This is a genomic window from Sinorhizobium terangae (genome assembly GCF_029714365.1).
In the GTDB taxonomy this organism is placed as follows: domain Bacteria; phylum Pseudomonadota; class Alphaproteobacteria; order Rhizobiales; family Rhizobiaceae; genus Sinorhizobium; species Sinorhizobium terangae.
This window is the reverse complement of sequence record NZ_CP121661.1, coordinates 70,240-89,572: the sequence shown is the minus strand read 5'-3', so window position 1 is coordinate 89,572 and position 19,333 is coordinate 70,240. Positions and strand designations below refer to the sequence as shown.

The window sequence follows — 19,333 nt, the reverse complement described above, 5'->3', positions numbered from 1 at the left end:
GTTGCTGCTGTTGCCCAAGGATCCTTCTCAAAGGATGCAATCCAGAAGCGACCTTTGCCCGCAGCTCGAAGCTTGGGGAGATAGCTTGCGATCCGCGCCGCACGCGAAACGATCGGGCCGAGGAGCCCGAGCTGGCCCTCCAGCACGCTGATTAGACCTGCAGGGCCTACGACCGCTGCGTCGATGGCGCCTACCACCCCAGTCGCCTCGGGATACACGCGGCCATCCGCAGACAACCCGAATACTAAACGCATACTTCCAGCCCCGCTTACGCCCCAGCCATGAGCCGCCGCCGTCCTTCAGGCCGCCAGCCAACAGGCTTCGTTTGCCAACTATGGGAAGGTGAGCGCCGGACCTGGCGCGACGCTGGTGATAAACATCTCCGCCGCGCCAGGTCCAAACCATGGTCACGAATTCTCTGTGTCGCGGCCGTCGGGCTCTTGGGCAACCCCTTTGAACTTGCCCGGCGTCTGCTTCACCTCCATGAACTGTCCCGAGCGCTCGTCGCGTTTCTGGTACATTCCATCGGGGCGCTCAAACTGTGTTCTGCCGGTCACAGCGCCGCGTCGGTAACCGTCACCTGTATTTTTGGCCATCAGCAAATCCTTTCTCGATGAAACACTGCATCGGTCTCGAATGCTTGCCGCTCCAGTTTATGAGTTCCCTCGATTCGGGCTTGCCTCTGTCCCTGGGAAGTCGGATTGTGCCATCTCGACCTGCATCATTAGTATAGGGCTATAATTCCTATACGTGTCAAGTCCTGATAGGGGTAACAATGTCGGAATCCGACGATCGACGCACATGGACGCAACAGCGGCGCTTCGAATTCCTGGAATGGAAGATGTTCTGGGAGAACCGAGTTATCAGAAGCGACCTGGAATCAACGTTTGGCATTTCCACACCGCAAGCCTCTGTGGATCTAAGGCATTACAGAGAGATCGCACCCGGCAATCTCGAGTCGACCGCGAGAGGTTACAAACCATCGCCAAAGTTCAAGCCGCACTTCCTGATTCCCTCTGCCGACCGATTACTCCTGCAATTGCGGGCGGCTCTTTCGAGTGTCATCCCAAGATCTGACCTCTGGTTCAGGGAGGACCCACCAGTTGAGGTCGCACCAGATATAGCCCGGAGCGTTTCACCCGAGTGCTTGCGGCAGATTCTAATGGCAATGCGCGAACGTGTAGCACTCGACGTCCGCTACCACGCTCTCACTGGGGCGCGTCGCCGTGCCATCGCACCTCATGCTCTGGCATTTGACGGTCACCGTTGGCACGTTCGCGCTTGGTGCTGCGATAACGAGGACTTCCGCGATTTCGTCCTCTCGCGCATCGACGAAATCGGAGAAACAAAGCCAGTACAATTCGATCCCGAACATGACATCGAGTGGGCGACGAAGGTCATGCTCCGGCTCAGACCGCACCGCGGCCTCTCGCCAGAGCAGAGCAAGGCAATCCAGCTTGACTACGGGATGGTCGATGGCCGCCTTGACATCGAGATGCGAGCCTCGCTTGCGTTTTATTTCATCCGACGCATGAACCTGGACCTCGCGGAATCGAAAGAGCTTTCGCCCGAACGGCTGCAGATCGAGCTCGAGAATCTCGGTTCAGTGATGGCCCAGATCCAAGAGGCTAAATCGCGGACAAAGGAACTCGTCCGAAGCGAGCATGAAGGTCGCTAAAGCGGGTCGCGATTTTTATGGATTCCCGAATCGGGTTTGGCTGCGATTCCCTCGCTTTGACGGGAGGGACACCATGGGCAAAATCACATCCGCTTGCTTTGCGTAGTCGTGTCATTGCGTTTGTCGAGGAAGGTCACAGCCACCGGGCCGCGGCCCGGCACTTCCGGGTGTCACCGAATTTCGTGAACAATCTGGTGAAGCTCAAACGCGCGACCGGATCGCTGGCACCGCGGCGGCAAGGCCATCTGGGTGGTGGCAAGCTGAACGCGCATGGCGACTGGGTTCGCGATCGCTTGGCGCAGAATGACGAATTGACGCTGGACGAACTGGGCCTGGAACTCGCCGAGCGCGGCGTTATCGTGCACCGCTCCAATGTTGGTCGTCATCTCCACCGGCTCGACCTCAGCCATAAAAAAAGCCTGCAGGCAGGTGAGCTCTGGATCCGGAGACGCTTCGGCTACCGGCGGCTGTTCATCCTGCTCAAGCGGGAGGGAGAGCCGTCCGGGGTCAACCGCATCTATCGGCTGCATCGCGAGGAAGGGCTTTCTGTTCGCAAGCGGAAAGCCAGACGCCGTGCCGTCGGCACGCGAGCGCCGATCCTCGTCGAGGCGAAGGCCAATGCCCGATGGTCGCTTGATTTCGTTCACGACCAGTTCGCCTGCGGCAGGAGGTTTCGCGTGCTCAACATCCTCCACGAGGTGACGCGTGACTGCCTGGCGGCGATCCCGACACCTCGATCTCCGGCCGTCGCGTCGCACGGGAACTGACGGCACTCCTTGAGCGCCGCGGCAAACCAAACATGATCGTCTCCGACCACGGCACGGAGTTCACCTCGAACGCCATCCTTGCTTGGTCGAAGGAGCACAAGATCGAGTGGCACTACATCGCGCCGGGAAGGCCCATGCATAACGGCTACATCGAAAGCTTCAACGGCCGCATGCGCGACGAGCTGCTGAACGAGAGTCTCTTCTTCGGTCTATCCTCGAAGCAAACCTTAAACACAAAGCAAGCGCGGAAATATTTGAGGCGATGGCGATAAAATACTATCAGCCTGAGCATAACGCCCGTTTCAAGCGCTTCTTAGATACCGAGTTTCCCGTTTGGTTGCCGGGCCTTCGGGATATCATCTCGCCAGACTTTGACCCGCGAGGTTACACGGAGCATACAGATGCGAGGGGCATTGGACGTCAGGATTTTGCGGAGATGCGCCACATACTAAGGCGCCCATAAGATAGGAGCCATAAGAACCTGCAGAGGAGGATTCTGGGAAAATGCTCGATCGATCCCGTTTACCGGGCGCCACCTTACACGGCGAATGCGGCCGAGATCGTCCCTACTAATGCCGCGCCCCCTCGCTCGCGCACGTCGACCGGTTTGCTGCTGTTGCATTTGATGTGCTGAGCACGGCAGACCCACGCTCCGAAGTGCCAGCCGAGGAGCGATGGAACGCCTCAATTCGGGGCGTTCATTCTGATCGGACAGTCCATCGAAAGACGATGGGTTGTGCAAAGATTGAGTTGACCCTTCTCGACGGCGAGGCGACACTTGCAACCTGTAGCGAGGCAGGAGGAAAAATGATGGCCGAGCCAGACCGCTGGCGTCACATGGCAAGCGCGCCGAAAAACGGCAGTCGGATCCTCGTCACGATCCGCCCGTCCGAACAAGGGGCGGCAGAAGTTGACCTCGCGTATTGGTCGAATGGCGATCAGTTCGGTGCAGAAGGCTGGCGCGCCTCTGATTCCTCGCCCGGTCGCATCATCGAATACCCCGAGCCGGAATTGAAGTGCTGGATGCCGATGCCCTCGGCCAATCTCGATCGCATCTCGATGCCCTCGCCCTGGGAAGGCGGCGACGACCAAGAGCTCGAGGGGTCAGGGATTTAAGAACTCGCGCCGCCATGGTGCTAAAGATGATATGCAGCGAGTGGCAAAATCCAGTTGAGCTATCCACAACCGGAGGACCTCTCGCAATCCCATTCATGATCGTTTGGCTGACTTCCTCGCTTCCTCGTACATGACGGGGTCAAAGACGTGCGTTTGCAGCCGGCGGAACGCCTAATCTCAATCCGATCTAAAGGCCGCCTTGAAAGGAATCGAACCAACGACCCGCCCCTCTACCCTTGGTATTGGGGAGAAATCCGGCTCTTAATCTTCCGACGAAGACTATCGAAATCCGGGTACTACAGCCCGACCCGCGGGCACCTTTCAGCGTGATATCCACAGAGCGACACAATCACGCTAAAACGGCATTTTTTCCTTCGGCTGGAAGAAAATTCTTCAACCAGAGCATGCAGCCACGCTTGCAACGTAAATTGGAATCAATTTGCATGCGGAGTTGGGGGAGGAAGGATGCCGTATTTTCCAACACCGACGTCAGGCGGTTTGTGGCGGTATGTCGATCGCCGTCACCACCTGCGCCGGATCCCGATAGTCCTCGCCTTTCGTCAGCATGGCCCTAATCTGACGCGCCATTTTGTTGGCAAGTGCAATCAACATCAGCATTTCGGGCTTGCGTGTCAGCATACGCACCGCCCGATGATCCGCGTCATCGCACCGATGAGCCCGACCACGCCGCTCCTCACCGCCCATGCCATCGTGGGCACAAGCCCTGGCTAGGCCGAGAAATTCCGGCCAGCGGAGAACTGCTTCGCGCAGAGCGCGAAGGTCTCGATGCCAGCACTACCGAGGCGGCCGACACTAGGCATGGTCTCCAGTCGCCGCGCCGTATCCGTCTCGGCCGCAAGTGCCTTCAAGGCCTTCGTCTTGTTCTCGATCTTTCTGTCCTCTCGGAGATCTGTGTCAGCAAATCTTGGCATTCCGTGATGATTAGCGGGCGGGCCACAGGTCGGACCCTCGATCAACGCCTCGATCCGCTTCAGATGGGCGAGGCCCGTTAGAGGAACACCTTGCCTGTTCATAAAGCACCGCTCGAAGAGGGCGGCAACCATCCCATCTGCCAAGCGACACATTGCCCTGCAACCAACAACGATCGCTGGCAACCTGCCAAAGAGGTGAGCATCTATAGCCTCATCGAGCTATGTGACAACGCATCTCGAGTTTGCTATTTAATCAACTTAAAATGGGCAAGGGAATATACTGCAATTCCAAAAACCACCTGTTTTCGAAATCGTCTGCGACCTCGGCGTTGGCAGCCGTAGATGATGCGCAGATCTTTCATGGGGGCTACGATGGCATTTGTTACGTTTACACGCCCAGATAATACGAGCGTAGCAATACGAGTCGAAGAAATCGTTCATCTTGCACCTGTCCCCAGCGCAGGTCCCTTGGTAGGGCCTCTTACTGAGGGGACGCGGATAGTCTTCAAGAATCAAAGTATCCAGGATGTCGTTGAGCTCTTCACCGACGTCATGGCGCAGATCGATGGGGCATTGGGTCATACCTGAGTGGCGGCGCCGACAGCAGTCTTGTCTTCAGTCGCAGTCCTGGCAGTTTTCCTCAAAGGAACCAGGTGATATTGAGCATGGTCAGCTTGCCAATGATCACCCCGCCGATGAAATTTGCAGTACTTGCGCTCTGTCGTCGCAAGGTCCATCGCTGGGCTGCCCCGCGTCAGGTCAGCTCGATGAGTTTTGGCGATCATACTTAACCCCTCTGGCGACTGGCGGTCGCACATTCGTCAGGTAAAGCGTCTGAATCTAAAGAACGTTTGAAGCTGCTTAGATATCGCGCTACAACTATTGATTATATTTTAATTTAATTGAAGTGGGATACAAAAGCGAGGGGAACGGCATGGGCTTCGAAACGATCTCCGGCACCAATCTCGAATATGGACTGATCAGCTTCGATGCCGACGGCAAGGAGATACCGGAGCCCGGCGGCCTTATGAGCCAGCGCCTAATCGACAAGGCGCGGGCGGATAATGCAACGAATATCTTTTTTTTCAGCCACGGGTGGAAGGGCGATGTACCCGCTGCCAAGGAGCAATATGCGCTCTGGATCAAGGCCTTTGCCGATTCAGCGGACAGCGCCAAGGCGGCCGCGCATTTTCCGAATTTCCATCCGCTCTACATCGGGCTGCATTGGCCGAGTCTGCCATTCGGCGACGAGGAGGTCGGTGCTTCCTCCTTCGAAGCTGGTGCTCCGATCCTAGGCGCTGCCTTGCTACAGAGATATCTCGATCGGCTCGGCGACCGCCCGGAGATCCGCGGGCCGCTTGAGATCATCATCGATGAAGCGCGGCGCAATTCGGCTCCCGACGAACTGCCAGAACATATCAAGAGGGCCTATCTCGACCTGAACGACGCGCTTGGGCTGAAGAGCGAAGGCGTGGATGCGCCGCCGGATGCTGACCGACAAGGCTTCGATCCGGAGGAATCCTTCGAGGCCGCGAATGAGGAATCGGCATCCTTCGGTGGCGGTATCACCAATCTCGGCGGCTTGCTTGGCCCGCTTCGCCAGCTCTCCTATTGGACAATGAAGAAGCGGGCGCGCACCATCGGCGAAGGCGGCATGCACAATTTCCTGAAGAACCTGCAGAATGCCACCGCCGACAGCCATACCAAAATCCATCTGATGGGCCACAGCTTCGGCACCATCGTGGTCTCGGGGATGCTGGGTGGTCCAAATGCTGGCGGCAAGCTCCCGCGGCCCGTCGATTCGGTGGCTTTGGTTCAGGGCGCGGTGTCGCTATGGTGTTACGCTGGACAGATTCCATTTGACGGCGCGGGTCATGGATATTTCAGCCGCATCCTGGCCGATCATAAAGTACGCGGGCCAATCGTCACTACGCAATCGAAGCACGACACTGCCGTGGGCGTACTTTATCCACTAGCGTCGCGCATCAAGGGTTCGGTGAATTTCGCCGACGGGTTTCCAAAGTTTGGCGCTATTGGCACCTTCGGTCTCCAGGGCATTCCGGACAGTTCGCGCAGCGAACTGAAGATGCTGGCGGCGGCCGAAGGCTACGCATTTGAGGCAGGCAAAATCTACAACGTGGACGGCTCGCAGTTCATCGCGCGCATGGATGGCGCGAGCGGGGCGCACAATGACATCGCCGGACCGGAAGTCGCCCATTTGATATGGGCTGCGGCTTTCGCATCGCGCATTGTCCCAGATTAGATGAAAGGCCGCCATGGACCAGACTGATGAAGATGCGCCAGTCCCGTTTGGCATCAACGCCGATAATGGCTTACCGCTGAACGGATTGACTGACGAGGTCATCCACGATCTGTTGGGCCGAAAAGCGGAGCCGACAGCTGAAACGCTGGCACTGTCGAGCCGCGTCGACCCCGCGAACATCTCCTTCGCCACCGAAGGCTACGTCGATCCGAGCGATCTGGCGCAGGCCGGGTGGGGTGTTATCTATGCGCCCAGCGTAAGCCAAGCAGTCAAGGACGCGCTGGCGCCACTCATCGAGCGCCGCAAGGCGCAGGCGCAACCGTTCAAGATCTTCGATGGTTCGGACGGCTACCGTCCCGGTGACACCGCGAATGACTGGCTCAAGAGGCGCAACGTGCGCATGGACGTGGTGGATCCTGAAAAGGGCGTCCCGTTCTATCTCCTGCTGGTTGGCCCACCCGATGAGCTGCCGTTCGAGTTTCAGTATTCGCTCGATATCTATTGGGCGGCAGGACGGTTGTGGTTCGAGACCGCGGATGAATTCCGCCGTTATGCGGAAAGCGTCGTCAAATATGAGACGTCAGTGAGCGTCCCGACGTTGCGCCGCGGCGCCATTTTCGCGACCGAACACGACTTCGACGAAGCCACCCAATTGTTCATGCGCCAAGTGGCGAAGCCGCTAGCCGAGGGGGAAAATGGCGGCACCACCGTGTGGAAGCGACAGAGTTTTGGCCTCCAAACGCTGCTCAGTGAGCGGGCGACAAAAGCCGCACTCATTGAGGTGCTTCGCGGCCAAGCGCAGCCGACGCCTGCACTGCTGCTCAGCGGTAGCCATGGTATGCAGTTTTCCCTCGGTGACTCACGTCAGGCGCACGCTCAAGGCGCTATCGTGTGCCAGGATTGGATCCGCTCCGGTCCAGTGAAGGCTGACCATTGGCTATCGGCCGCGGACGTTCCTGACGACGCTAGGCTTGAGGGAATGATGCATTTCTTTTTTGCTTGCCACGGCGGCGGCTGCACACAATTCGATGATTTCGACCGCCTCAACAAGGCGCCGAAGAGAATTGCGGATAAGCCCTTCCTGGCGCGACTGCCGCAGCGTTTGCTCGGGCACCCCAATGGCGGCGCGCTCGCCGTGCTGGCCCATGTCGAACGGGCCTGGGCCTATTCGTTCCAAGGCCAGCGCGGCGGCTCGCAAATTCAGGGCTTCCGCGACGTCATCGGCCGGCTGTTGAACGGCCAGCGTATCGGTCAGGCTACTGACATGTTCAATTTGCGCTGGGCTTCGATTGCGACCGAGCTGAGCGACATGCAGGCCGATGCGGCGAAGGGCGTAGACGTTTCTCTGCGCAGGCTTGGTAATCTTTGGGTTTCGCGTGACGATGCTCGCAATTTCGTCGTCCTCGGAGATCCGGCCGTGCGGCTGAGGGTCGAGGACATGCCGCCAACTTGATGGACGTGAAGGCATCCGACGCCGTCGCCAGCGGCGGCCATACGGGCAATTCAGTCCTCTCGCCGCTGCTGGGTCGCGGCCGCAAGAAGGTCCGCCAAGTCCCGGCCGCTCCGGCGGTCAGCAACTGCTCGTGCCGTCACCTCCAATTCGATCACGGCCTTATTTGCGACCGGCTCGCCATCGTCGCTCCGGTATAGTTGGGCGTGCCTCTTGCCGATCTGTTCGACGATCAAGCCATAGGCTTTCGGATCCTGATCGGGTTGCGGGTTTTCGTGCAACCACTGGGCGCCCGCGAACAGCCTGCGGGGATCCGTGTGATCTGCCAGGACTGCAGTTGAACCCAAGGCCGCAGCTTCTCCGATCACATTGTCCGCGTATGGATCAACGGTATAGCTGATGATGTCCGTTAGCGCATGGCCCCGGTAGGGGCCCTTGTAGATCGCGCAGATCACCTTGGCGACATCGCTCTCGAAATCGACCAGCGTGCCTTTCGTTTCGTAGACATCCTCCCACGTCCTACGCAGACGGGCGGCATCTTTCGTATGCCCGGCTTGCGTGAGGGCATTGAGCATTAGCTCGATGCGCAGCGCGCGCGTGGGGTATTTGCCACCGGTGCGGATCTCTTTCTGCACAGCGTCGACAGATGTCGTCAGCAGATCCATCATCGCCCCAACAAACGCTGGCCCCATGCACAAACAGCCGTACAAGTCAGCGAAAACCTCGGATGCCCAGCCCTGCCAGACCTCCGCGCGATCGAGCGCTGCGTTGGACAAAGCGGCCGCGATATCGGCAGTCAGATCGAAATCGAACTCAACCACATGGCCGACTTCATGGGCGATGATGATCGCGCCGGGCAGATGAACCGTGTGATACCAGGGCACGCCGATCAACGGGATCGGAAGGCGTTTTAGCACCTCGAGGAATGCATCATCGCGCAACGCGCCGGCCGCGCCCGGCCCGGCGCGAACCTCGTTTTGAAAACTTGAGTCGCGCGGGACCATGAAGGGGCTCCAGGTCGCCGAGAAGTACACCAGCGGCGGGCCCTTGAGGCCCGGATCGAACCTCTGCATGGCCGGCCCGTAGCATTCCCAAGCAAGGTCATCACATGCAGCAAGGACACCGCGGAACATCTCGTCCTCGCGCAGCAGGAGCTTGGTGCGAAATACCTCCCAGATCGAATGCGCCGCCAGAATGCTGTTTTCCAGTGATACCGCCTTGTCAATCACGGTGCCGTCTGGAGGCAGATCGCCGAGATCCTTCCTGACGGATGCGGTTAGCCCGTTCAGCACTGTTTCCAGCCGACGAATCTGAGAATAATGCCGGCGCAGTCCGAGCCCCTCGTCATCGGTGAGCCGCCTCCAATGGTCTAGCTCCTTGTCGAGGCTTTCCATTTTGGCGTCGATCTCGGCGCGTCGCCGCTGGTTCAGTCCTGCACTCATGGCATGAACAGCCGGTCTTTCGGATCATTGGTCCAAAGCGCCGCGGCGTGGCGCGGCAGGACATGACCCAGATCCCGCGGTGGTTCGGCGCGCAGTCGACTGAGCGGAGCGCGCACGCAGTCAGACAATAGTGCCTCCGCGATTTTCGCCGTCAGATCCTGCCTCTCATCAGGTCGCGCCAGCCCGCATGCCAGAACGCCCCGCGCAACGCCGAATTCGAAGAGTTCGGCCGCGAAGATATTTCGCAGCAGCATCATGCGAACGGCTTCGACGTCATTGCGCGGGTGGGTGATGTCCAGCACAACGAATGGAGGTTGCGGCAAACTGCCGAGCATCTTGCCCAGAAACGACGCGGTGATCGGGTCGGCTCCGCCGTCGCTTGATCCGCCGCCCAGCGATTCCACGCGATGGCTCGTGCTTGCAAAGTCAAGATAGACTCCCGCGTATCCCTCTCGCACGGCGGCAACCACATGCAGAACCTCCGGTGGCTGGTTATTCCAGTTGAATGCCCTGAAAAAGAATTCAACATCGCGGACGTCGGTAGCGATGGGCGCGACCCCCAGGTCAGAATACACTGCGGCGAGGCTGAATCCGCTGGAGCTCTCGATGCGTACGTCATCTTCGCCTCCGGAGGGCATCAGCAATTGAACCGAGCCAGGACGCCGGCGATCGCCGGCCATGGATGGAGGCGGCCGCAATTCCGGCACCTGTCGAGATCGCGTGCCTGCTCCCCCGAGCTCCCATGGCAGCGCCGCAATGTCGTGCGCCAGCGCGATCGGTGCGCCCTCCGCATGTCGACTGCGAAGCACGCTGCGGAGCTCGCTCGCGAAACTAGCCCAGTCGGCACACAAGAAATCGATGGCAAGTTCGTGCGACAAGGCCGCATCACTGAGATGCGGCACCAAATCCGACCGAGAGATTGTGATCGCCTCCGCCGGCAGTGCACCTTCCGTCGCTTGCGCGAGCCGATGTGTGCCGAAGCTTTCCATCTCGCGCGACTCCGGCAAAGCTGAACGATCAGGCGGTGCGGATTGTCCAAGCGCCCGATATAGCTCCGTCGCCTCCCGTTGGAGGCGGAGACGATCGCCCGGCGTAGCAAGCTCGACTAAGAGGTCGGCGCGACGGGCCTGCCAAATATTGGGAAGCTCTGCCGGCGGTGAATATGAATCAAGCATATCCTTAGCGGCTGCGGCGTCGCCAGCGTGACGGACCTCTTCGGCGGCCTGGCACAAAAATGCGCCATATATGGGGAAATTTGCGAGCTCTGTTGAAAGAGCACGCTCAAGCAGGGATCCAAAACCGGTCTCGGTCTGGCCCAGCCGCTTGCGGGCCAAGTTCAAATGCCAGGCCCTCAAGAGCGGCCCCTCGCTGGCATCCTTGAATTCGGTGGCGAAACCGGCGCTGGCGCGGTCGAGTTCCTTCGCAGCCTCTTCGCGCCTGCCGAAAACGCGATAAAGGTCGGCGCGGCGGATCATCAATTCGACGCCGCTCCCCAGTTCGGAGCCAGGGCGCGCGAACTGTCCGATCAGCCGCGTCACAAAATCTTGCGATACATCGAGTCTTCCGTCCGCGTCCCTGACCCAATCCAAAGCTTCCGCGGTTCGGCTGATCGGTTGTATCTGGCCTACCGTTTCAAGCACGTCCTCCAGAAAATCATTCGATGCTTCCCTTAATCTGAATAACAGCGCGAAGATCAATACTCGCGCATGAATGTGCGGCGGAATGCCCTGACGCTCAATCAGCTCCGACAGGTTCTGACGCGCCTCATCTTGCCGGCCGGTTCGGCACAGCACAAAGGCCATTAGTAGTCGCAATTCGGTTCGGATCTCGATGTCCGCGCTTCCCCGCAACGAAAGTGCCGACACGATCTGTGTCTCCGCACGCCGATAATCCTGCATCTCGCGGGCTGTCATGGTCGCAGAAAGTAGCGCGCATCTTGCCGGTCCCGATGAGATCGTCGCAAGATCGTAGCTTGTTGCAGCCGAATCCCAGTCATCGGAAGCGGCTCGAAACTCCAGCAGCAAGGCTCGAGCCTCCGCGCGCTGGTCGAGAAGCCGCGCGCGCTCGTTCGCGCTGGTGGCGACGGCCAGACCTTGTTCGCAGGCGCGCAAGGCCGTGAAAGGTTCGCACTCCATGATGGCGAGCCGTTCTTCGAGAACCTGCGGCGACGTGGGGACCGGCAGCACACCGGGGGGCAACTTGCGCATCTCCGTTATGCGCTTTCTGGCGGTCGAAATGTCACCCACGCCGACCGCATACCAGGCCTGGTGGTCGATCACGCGAGCGCGGGCGCGCGGGTCCTCCCCTGCGCTCCGCCCCGCCGAGCTCATTGCTTCGATGACAGCGGCGTGAGCGCCGAGGAACATGTAATACGAAGCCAGCGCGAGATAGAGATCGGTCGCCGTGACGCCGACCGGTCCGGCTCCCGACAGCAACCGCAACGCTTCGCGAAAATGGGTTGGTGTGTCGGGGCCGGGATGCCGCAGCAGGATGGCAGCAAGCTGGAATTCCAACACGAATTTATGGCGGCTATTTTGCGCGCCTGGGATGGCGGCCCGGAGGAATTCCCCAGCATTCTCAGCCGAACCCGATTGCCAGGCCTCGAATATCTGGTCGAGATAGACCGGAATAGCGCCCCTGATATCCGGATGCACGCCGACGATCTCCCGGGCAATCTCGACATGCCGGTTGAACTCGTTGCGGTTGACCGGCTCGGCGAACTTCAGTCCGGCTGCCTGCATCAACAATTCCGCGACTTCGCAGTGTGCGGAAACAAGCAGCTCCGCAGAGGACACTTTCGGGTAAGGAATGCGCTCGGCCTCAGAATATTCGCGGCCGAGGATCTCGGCGGCAACGGAAACAGCGGCCGCCGGGCCGAACCGATCAACCGCCTCTCGCAGATGCCCGGTCCAGAGTGGCTTCGCTTGGACGCCTTCCCCCTGAAAGCGATGGAATATTGCATCCTGGTAATGGCGTACGGCGGTGTTGGCCCGACTCGCCGCGCGCGCCTTCTGCTCGAAGAATTCCGCGGCGCGATTCTGCAGTTCGGCGAATACCGGCTGCTCCCGCAACAGCATGCGTGTCGGGTTGATCACCTCCGGGTGGAAGTGTAGCTCGGATTGACCGTCCACCGTGACGTCCGTCAACCATCCCTTTTCGCGCGCATAGCCGGCAAGTTGATCCCAAAGATCTTTCATGCCGTTCCGCTCCAGATTCGCGAGTGCTTCGGAATCTGCCTTCCAGACATCTATCTTGCCGTCGAGAGGATCCTCGAAGCCGTCGAGGCCCTTGGCCGGATCATCATCGAATGGCTTACCGCGCAGAGCCTGAAGAAGCGGTGGCAGCAACACGGCGTTCGCGAATTCGAACGTAAGGTGACGCCCGATTGCACCGTAACGTATCATCCAGCGGATGGGTTGCGAATCTATGCGCCGGATAATGCGTTCGACGAGATAGGCGATATCGACGCTAGGGAAACGTTTGACTTCCTCGGCCGTGAGCTCCTTGCGGTTGAGCGCGAGCTCCGCGAACATGGCCAGCTTGAACGGATTGCGTCCAGTCAGCTGGTCGGTAGACGCGTTGTTTTTCCCCGTCGACGCATCCTTCTCTTCCGTGCGTTCGACGATCGCATCTCGGACAGGACCACCGGGTACACCGCGTTGCTCCAGATAACGGTGAGCCTCATCGTCGTCAAATCGGGGCAAATCGTAACCAAGAAATTCTCCGTCGTGGAGCACATCGCATCGTTTGGCGATATCGTAACGGCCGGAAAGCACCAAGGTAAGATTCGGGAAATCGTCGTGAATGGTGCGCAACGCGTCGATGCAAGCCTCCAGCCAATTGCCGGCCGACAAGGTCGCTTCTTCGAGAGTGTCCAGCATGACGACGACGGGGGTGTCGATATTGGCGCCCCTGAGCTGGCGGCGGATTTCTTTTGTGACATCCGGATTCCACCCTGGAATCCCCTCCTCCCGTTTCAGCCTTTCCAGAAGCGGTGCGAGCGCATTGCCGTTGGGTTGCTGCACGAACTGCGCGATCATCCGGCCAAAGAGGCGTGCCGGATAGCTCTGAACTTCTTCGAGCCTGAAGTCATCAAAGTCGACCTTTGCGCATAGAATCCGATTAGGAACCAGGCGACGGGTGGTCAGCCATCGCAGGAACATCGTCTTGCCGGTGCCACCGGTGGCATGCAGGTGAAAGATCCAGACGCGCTCGCCGAGCTTTCGATCGAATACCGACTTAAAGCTTTCGAGCAGTTGCGGCCGTTCAAAATAGGAACCGGTCTTGTAATAGTCACCGGCGAACAGGAGGCGCGCGGTATTGTACGAACGGAAGTCCTCCCATAACCGTGATACCCGTTTGCCGCGCCAGCTTTCCTGCAGACGCAGCATTTCGAGCAATGCGTTGCATTGCGCCATGTCGAAAACCTTGTCGGCTCGGGCAAACCATCTCTGGAAGAATGGTATGACTCGTTCGGGCGACGCCGAAGCGGCGAGGTGGTACACTGCGGCGAGTTGCGCCTCAGGATCATCCCTTCTCAGGAAATGAGAGCCAATGTTGGTGTTTTGGCGCCTCCAGCTACGCGGTTCGATCTGCCACTCGGCGATCAACCGCGCCCGCTCACCATCCTCGATCGCCCAGCGATTGCGGCGTAGCTGGCGTACATCGGGATAGGTAATAAAGTCCTCGAATGACGGCTTGTCGTTCAGGTCTTTGCAGAGTGAATCGTAGAGTGGTTTGTCGAACCAGCGCACAAGCGCGCATTGTTTGGTCGCTTCGACCACACCGTCCGGCCGCGGCGGGCGGATTTTCGAGAGCACTTCGTCCAGCGGCGTGTCGGCCGGAAAGCTCTTCAGAGCTTGCAGGAGAGCCGCGAAATCCGGAACACTCATCGCATGCGCTCCACGGCGTTATAGTACTCTGGGAAATGAAGTCTTATCGTGTCCCGAACCATCACCAGACGTGCCAAGCCCTTGGGTGGAGGTGATCTTCCTGGCGAACGACACAACAGCAAGCCGGCCAAATCCTTGATCCATTGCTCATCCTTGAACCACATCATCTCGGCGGCAAGCGTAGCCAAGTGATCGTCCGCCACATCGGCAGGCACTTCATATTTGGCCACCTTGTCTGAATATTTTGGCGGCATCGGCAGGAGATTGAAGGCCGCAGCCTGCATGTTCGTGACTGCTATGGCGACCTTGACGTGACTGGACTGTGTGGCAATCGGCAGGAACACGTTTCGGACAAGCTGCTCAAAGTCGTCGACTGGAAGCAAGCGTTCGCCCTTTGGCCCTTCGAGTTGATCGAAGACCAAGACGAGTGGTCTATCCGCGGCGTCGCGCCGCAAAGCCTCCACGAATAATGCCCCGATTTGCTCCTCCGGCCGCTTGTCGCTCAGAGCGGTCAAGGGCCGACATTCGTCTGAAATTTCAGTTTCTGGGTGCTCAGCCTCAACCCAGTCGCCCGGCGCGCCGGTTCGCGTCAGATTGTTCAGGTGCCAGTTGAACTGCCTGAAAGCGAGCTTGGAAAGCCCGGCATGCAAATATTGGGTACTGATATCCCGATTGTCGGCGTCACCGTCGCGAATCTGCCTAAGGATGGAGAGGAAAGACTTGGGAGTCCCGTCATGCATCCTGATATAGCGGACACGCGCACCGCCGATGGCCCAATTCTCCATGCACCACTTCAGCAAGTGGGATTTTCCAGAATTCGGCTCGCCTAGCACGATGAGGACATTTTCCGGTTTGTCCGTCATCCTGCAAGGATAGGCCCAGTGTGTGAATATCCGACGCGGTTCGCGGCAATTCGCGAACAGCCGGGCCTCCTCGAATTCGGCGCATTTCTCGTAGGTTTGGTCGGACGGCAGCGTGCAAGGCGTAAACAGCTTCGCGTTGCGCTCGCTTACCGTCAATGCCGGCAGCGCCCAGGCGATGTTCCCTGGAGCGCCAGGGATCAGCGCGCGCGCCTCGTTCATGGCATCTTCCAGGCGGTCACCGGCCGCCAGCCCCTTATACAGCGTGGCGGCGAAATTTCCGGCGAGATCGCCAATGACATCCGCCTGCATGCCGAGGACCGCCTTGGCGCCGGCTGCCAGGAAGCTTCGGTGTGTACTCCATCTGCCAATTTCGGCCGAGCTGCGGCAGGCGTTCAAGAATACGAAGGTGGGAATCCAGTGCTTTGCCGGCAAATCGTTGTCTATGCCGCTGCTCGACCAGGTCCAACTACCGCCGTCGCTTTCAATTCGCAGGCCGTATTCATCGGCTCCCTCGACTTTCCTGGTATGCCCGGCGAAGTGAAAGACATGTGGCTGGAAACGGCTGATCCATTGCATCATCGCCTCACGCGTAGGACGGCGCATGCAATGAACGTCGACGGTTCGCCCAAGTGGGTGGAACGTCCTCTCCACGGCCTCGACTTCCTTGCCGATTCCAAGCGCTTCTTCCTCCTCCGCCTTGCAGCCGACAACCATCAGAATTCGGAATGGCCAGGTCGACGGCTTGTTCGTCGCGGGGGGGGCCTGCAGGTTCAGCCGACAAAGGCCGGCGATCAACGCAGGCCTTTGGAGAGGTGGCTCCGCGGGACAGGCCATCTCCCAGGGCAATTGATCGAGTGCTTCGACCGCGGTCGCGACGTACAGGCGAGGATTGCCCAATGAGGCCCATCGCTGGCGCAGAACGCCGTCCGGCAGGAGCCAGTCGTAGAGTTTCGTGGCTATGTCTAGGAAATCGGGGTGACTGCGGCGGTCCGGAGTCACGCCGGACACATAGGTTACGATATCCGTGCGAGGCGGTGGTACGACGCGATCGACGTTGGCGGTCCATCGTCCGGTGGTGAGGTCGAGCCGCTTGAGTATCCCGGACGTCTGGTGGCCATCCTCCTCTATCAAGTGGACGTCAAAATTGCCATTGTTCGCCTCATGCGTTTCAATTCGGATCGTCGCAGAAACCATTGCAAGTCGGACTCCTCTTTGCTCGCTGCACGGCAATGTCGATACCGTGAACGGCACGAGCCCGCTGCCGTGCCATTCAGGGCCGCGTGCCGCCGCCTTTACTTGCTGTTCGCGACAGCGATACCGCCTTTCCGGCCGCTCCTGCGGTTGTGTGGAGAACACCGGTCGTCTTCAAGACAAGATCTACCTCAACGTTATCGACGTTTTGCACAAGCTCTTGCCTTCAGGCGATTGCTTCCGAAGCGTAGTGTGCTTTACCGGTTGCATCCACAACACAGAATCGCTCGAGATATGGTCGGCCCTCCGCGTCATTCCCCCATGATATTGCTTTTGCGACTTTTAGCCATTCTTTCCACAGGCGTGTAGAGTCCCCAATCGAACCACCCAGAGCGGAGAAGTAGTTCGGCATCGCGAAATCCGGCAAGGGCTCCGGCGCGGCACTGCCGTGCCCTTTGCCTCCGAACATTATATCTGTGATCTCCCAACCGGTCACGCCGACCCAACCAACGAGAACATGCGGGCCAAACAGTGCTCGCATGGTCGCGATTGTTTGGGCACTGCTACAAACGTTGCAGCCGCCCCAGATGATGAGCTTGCAACTGGTCTGTTTAAACTCCGTCCCGCGATTAAGAACAACGGTTTGCCCATCGTAAGTGATCGTCAGTTTGCTGGTCCCAAATTCGAGATCAATGGACTGGTCGTCGTTATACAATGAATTGCTGAAGTGCCCGGCGAGGAAAAGCACGTCATCGCTGCGCGCAAAGAGAGACTTCAGGTCGTTGAGCGACGGCTTCGTGGCGTGTAGGAATGATCCGGGCGATAGTTGAAGTTTTTCAACTGCGCCTTTGCGGAACTGTTTTGCGTCGCGGCGGGTTCCCAGTGAAAGTACGCTGAATGTTGCCATGACATCTTTCCCAATTGGACTCACAATGTCGCTTTATTTGGCCGGCTGATCCGGCGGCCTCAGAGGCTGCGCATCGTGCGCTTTTGAGACCAAGTACGTCGCGTGGCTCGCGAGGAGAAGCGCCGTGAACGCCGTGCCGAGTTCCGGCAGAGTAGTGAATATGGCCGTCTTGGCGCCCATTATCTGGAAAGCGTCAATGGTAGTCATCGCGACGAGAATAGAAAAGAAGCCGAGCACGAGGGTTGCAGTGATGACCACGTTTTGCAGGCGCGAAACGTCGACCGTATCGGAATCGGCTACTTCTTCGCCCATGAAAATATCAGCGATTGAAGCGAGGCGCGCCGATGCGCGTTTCTCCAACCCCTCCGTTGCCACGCCGAAAAAGGGTGCACCTCGTCTTTGTAAGTCGGCGTCACCGCCCCTAATGGACAAACTGGCATTATTTCCGCTGGCGTCCTTTGTGGGCAGAATAAGTGCAGAGACCATCGGAGAAACCGCCGCAATGCCAAGCGCGGCAGCGACCGAGGCAGGTATTGTCGGAAAGACACCGAACGTCGCGATGTCGACCGCGCTTGCTCCGGCCGCTGCTGCCGCCGGTCCGGCAATGCCGGCGAAGCCGATGTTGAACAATGCGAACGTGGCATACCCGGACAGAGCTACTGCAGTCCAAAGTGTGACTTGGGCGCGCGCAAGCGATACGCGGTTCCGGGTGTCGATCCACACGCCGGCGACACGCTGCTTGGTTCCTAAGCCAAGCGCAATGGTAAGCCCTGCAATGCCGGAGACCAGCATCAGGAAAGGGACGAGAACAGAGATCGATCCTGCGGCCGAAGCCACTCCGCTCAGGTAGCCCGAAACATCGTTCAGAGGGTGAAGATCGGGCCTCTCCAACTGTGTTCTTGGCTAACGTCAAGCGCCGCGCGCCAAATGGTGTTACATCCATCGTTGCTGGGGTCTGTCGGGCATGCTATCGCGTCTGAGAGAACGGACACAGCCGCCGGAAAATCGTGGCGCTGTCCGTTGGTCGGCGGCGGAATATCATTGCCCCTCAACAGCTTGCCGCAGACTGCTGATTGGGCGCCATTGGGCAATAGCTTATGGTCGGCTGCGCACAACTCGGTGGTTCTCGCCAGCAATTCGTACTGATAGGCGGGATTGCTTGTAACGAGAATATTGCGTGCATCGCTCATCGATCGACCAGCCCAGACCGACAATGCACCACCGAGCACGAAGACGATGGCCGCGACGATGCCAATTCCCCAAGCAACTCGGTTGTATGGGTTTTTGCCCCCCAGCTGCGGCAGACCACTGCCGGTGAGCGCGGAGGCAAAGGGCAACTCGTGGTCGGCAGGTACTTTGTCACTTTCGAATAGACGATAGACGCGACCGTCTGATCCATCGGCGGTTACGAAGTCACCGCCGCTCGTAACGCCTTCCTCTGTGATCCAACTCACTCCCTGGGGCAGCGGCTGATCGACACGTGGACTGCCGTTGACGGTGACTTCCCACAATGCGGCACGCGCAGGCAGCGTGGCGCCACTCCAACTACCAGCCTCTACCGCGTCCACGGTGGCCATTACCCTTTTATAGCGTGCCTCTTCGGTTGCGCCGACGCGAGGGGGTGGGAGCTTTCTTAATTTGTTGTCGAGACCACGCTTTTTTGCTCCCGCTGCGAGCTTGGAAACGACCGCCTCCAGTCGCGCTTCGGCTGCCGTAGAGCCGTCCTTGGAAGTGGCCCCGCTGGTCTCGCCCCAAACGATTGCAAGCACATCCGTATCAGCCATCGCCCTCCCCTCCGCAGGCACAGCTAGTCGCGAACATCGCCGCACTCG

At 59.1% G+C, this 19,333-nt stretch carries 13 protein-coding genes and 1 pseudogene; 5 read left to right on the top strand and 9 right to left on the bottom strand.

All coding sequences use genetic code 11. The features are described 5' to 3' along the window. Positions 1–407: 407 nt before the first annotated feature. Positions 408–596: a hypothetical protein gene (locus QA637_RS28720; protein WP_283067808.1), complete on the bottom strand. Its 189-nt coding sequence runs from the start codon at positions 594–596 to the stop codon at positions 408–410. Positions 597–775: 179 nt separating this feature from the next. Between QA637_RS28720 and QA637_RS28715 the strand changes: the two genes are divergently transcribed. The 3 genes and pseudogenes from QA637_RS28715 (at position 776) to QA637_RS28705 (ending at position 3,561) form a co-directional block, all read left to right on the top strand. Then, positions 776–1,678 carry a helix-turn-helix transcriptional regulator gene (locus tag QA637_RS28715; RefSeq protein ID WP_283067806.1) on the top strand — a complete coding sequence of 301 codons (903 nt, stop codon included), beginning with the start codon at positions 776–778 and terminating at the stop codon, positions 1,676–1,678. 443 nt (positions 1,679–2,121) lie between these two features. Next, positions 2,122–2,699: pseudogene (locus QA637_RS28710) on the top strand (DDE-type integrase/transposase/recombinase); the annotation flags it as partial. 556 nt (positions 2,700–3,255) lie between these two features. Next, positions 3,256–3,561: a hypothetical protein gene (locus QA637_RS28705; RefSeq protein ID WP_283068026.1), complete on the top strand. Its 306-nt coding sequence runs from the start codon at positions 3,256–3,258 to the stop codon at positions 3,559–3,561. A 489-nt stretch (positions 3,562–4,050) separates the two neighbouring features. Here QA637_RS28705 and QA637_RS28700 read toward each other — a convergent pair whose 3' ends face one another. Both QA637_RS28700 and QA637_RS28695 read right to left on the bottom strand, forming a co-directional pair. After that, positions 4,051–4,200, bottom strand: a complete 150-nt coding sequence (locus QA637_RS28700; protein ID WP_283067805.1) for a hypothetical protein — start codon at positions 4,198–4,200, stop codon at positions 4,051–4,053. An 89-nt stretch (positions 4,201–4,289) separates the two neighbouring features. After that, positions 4,290–4,595 carry a hypothetical protein gene (locus QA637_RS28695; protein ID WP_283067804.1) on the bottom strand — a complete coding sequence of 102 codons (306 nt, stop codon included), beginning with the start codon at positions 4,593–4,595 and terminating at the stop codon, positions 4,290–4,292. 832 nt (positions 4,596–5,427) lie between these two features. Here QA637_RS28695 and QA637_RS28690 point away from each other — a divergent pair. Together QA637_RS28690 and QA637_RS28685 are read left to right on the top strand one after the other, a co-directional pair. After that, the gene (locus QA637_RS28690; protein WP_283067802.1) at positions 5,428–6,756 is read left to right on the top strand and encodes a hypothetical protein; all 1,329 of its coding nucleotides are present in this window, start codon (positions 5,428–5,430) and stop codon (positions 6,754–6,756) included. A 13-nt stretch (positions 6,757–6,769) separates the two neighbouring features. Next, positions 6,770–8,209, top strand: coding sequence for a C25 family cysteine peptidase (locus QA637_RS28685; RefSeq protein WP_283067800.1), 1,440 nt, complete (start codon positions 6,770–6,772; stop codon positions 8,207–8,209). Between the two features lie 50 nt (positions 8,210–8,259). Here the strand turns inward: QA637_RS28685 and QA637_RS28680 are convergent, their stop codons facing one another. The 6 genes from QA637_RS28680 to QA637_RS28655 form a co-directional block, all read right to left on the bottom strand. Continuing rightward, the gene (locus QA637_RS28680) at positions 8,260–9,648 is read right to left on the bottom strand and encodes a hypothetical protein (RefSeq protein WP_283067798.1); all 1,389 of its coding nucleotides are present in this window, start codon (positions 9,646–9,648) and stop codon (positions 8,260–8,262) included. After that, entirely contained in the window at positions 9,645–14,432 is a 4,788-nt protein-coding gene (locus QA637_RS28675) for an ATP-binding protein (protein ID WP_283067797.1), read from the bottom strand. Before QA637_RS28675 ends, QA637_RS28680 begins: the two co-directional genes overlap by 4 nt. 104 nt (positions 14,433–14,536) lie before the next feature. Beyond that, entirely contained in the window at positions 14,537–16,597 is a 2,061-nt protein-coding gene (locus QA637_RS28670; protein WP_283067796.1) for a CHAT domain-containing protein, read from the bottom strand. Positions 16,598–16,820: 223 nt separating this feature from the next. Continuing rightward, positions 16,821–17,501 (bottom strand): hypothetical protein, encoded by a 681-nt coding sequence (locus tag QA637_RS28665; protein ID WP_283067794.1) that lies wholly within the window; start codon positions 17,499–17,501, stop codon positions 16,821–16,823. A 33-nt stretch (positions 17,502–17,534) separates the two neighbouring features. Next, entirely contained in the window at positions 17,535–18,392 is an 858-nt protein-coding gene (locus QA637_RS28660) for a hypothetical protein (protein ID WP_283067792.1), read from the bottom strand. After that, positions 18,365–19,285, bottom strand: a complete 921-nt coding sequence (locus QA637_RS28655) for a hypothetical protein (RefSeq protein ID WP_283067790.1) — start codon at positions 19,283–19,285, stop codon at positions 18,365–18,367. Before QA637_RS28655 ends, QA637_RS28660 begins: the two co-directional genes overlap by 28 nt. Positions 19,286–19,333: the final 48 nt, after the last annotated feature.

Coding starts and splice junctions, on each gene's coding strand:
- QA637_RS28720 (WP_283067808.1), bottom strand. CDS start 596: ATGGCCAAAAATACAGGTGACGGTTACCGACGCGGCGCTGTGACCGGC.
- QA637_RS28715 (WP_283067806.1), top strand. CDS start 776: ATGTCGGAATCCGACGATCGACGCACATGGACGCAACAGCGGCGCTTC.
- QA637_RS28705 (WP_283068026.1), top strand. CDS start 3,256: ATGGCCGAGCCAGACCGCTGGCGTCACATGGCAAGCGCGCCGAAAAAC.
- QA637_RS28700 (WP_283067805.1), bottom strand. CDS start 4,200: ATGCTGACACGCAAGCCCGAAATGCTGATGTTGATTGCACTTGCCAAC.
- QA637_RS28695 (WP_283067804.1), bottom strand. CDS start 4,595: ATGAACAGGCAAGGTGTTCCTCTAACGGGCCTCGCCCATCTGAAGCGG.
- QA637_RS28690 (WP_283067802.1), top strand. CDS start 5,428: ATGGGCTTCGAAACGATCTCCGGCACCAATCTCGAATATGGACTGATC.
- QA637_RS28685 (WP_283067800.1), top strand. CDS start 6,770: ATGGACCAGACTGATGAAGATGCGCCAGTCCCGTTTGGCATCAACGCC.
- QA637_RS28680 (WP_283067798.1), bottom strand. CDS start 9,648: ATGAGTGCAGGACTGAACCAGCGGCGACGCGCCGAGATCGACGCCAAA.
- QA637_RS28670 (WP_283067796.1), bottom strand. CDS start 16,597: ATGGTTTCTGCGACGATCCGAATTGAAACGCATGAGGCGAACAATGGC.
- QA637_RS28665 (WP_283067794.1), bottom strand. CDS start 17,501: ATGGCAACATTCAGCGTACTTTCACTGGGAACCCGCCGCGACGCAAAA.
- QA637_RS28655 (WP_283067790.1), bottom strand. CDS start 19,285: ATGGCTGATACGGATGTGCTTGCAATCGTTTGGGGCGAGACCAGCGGG.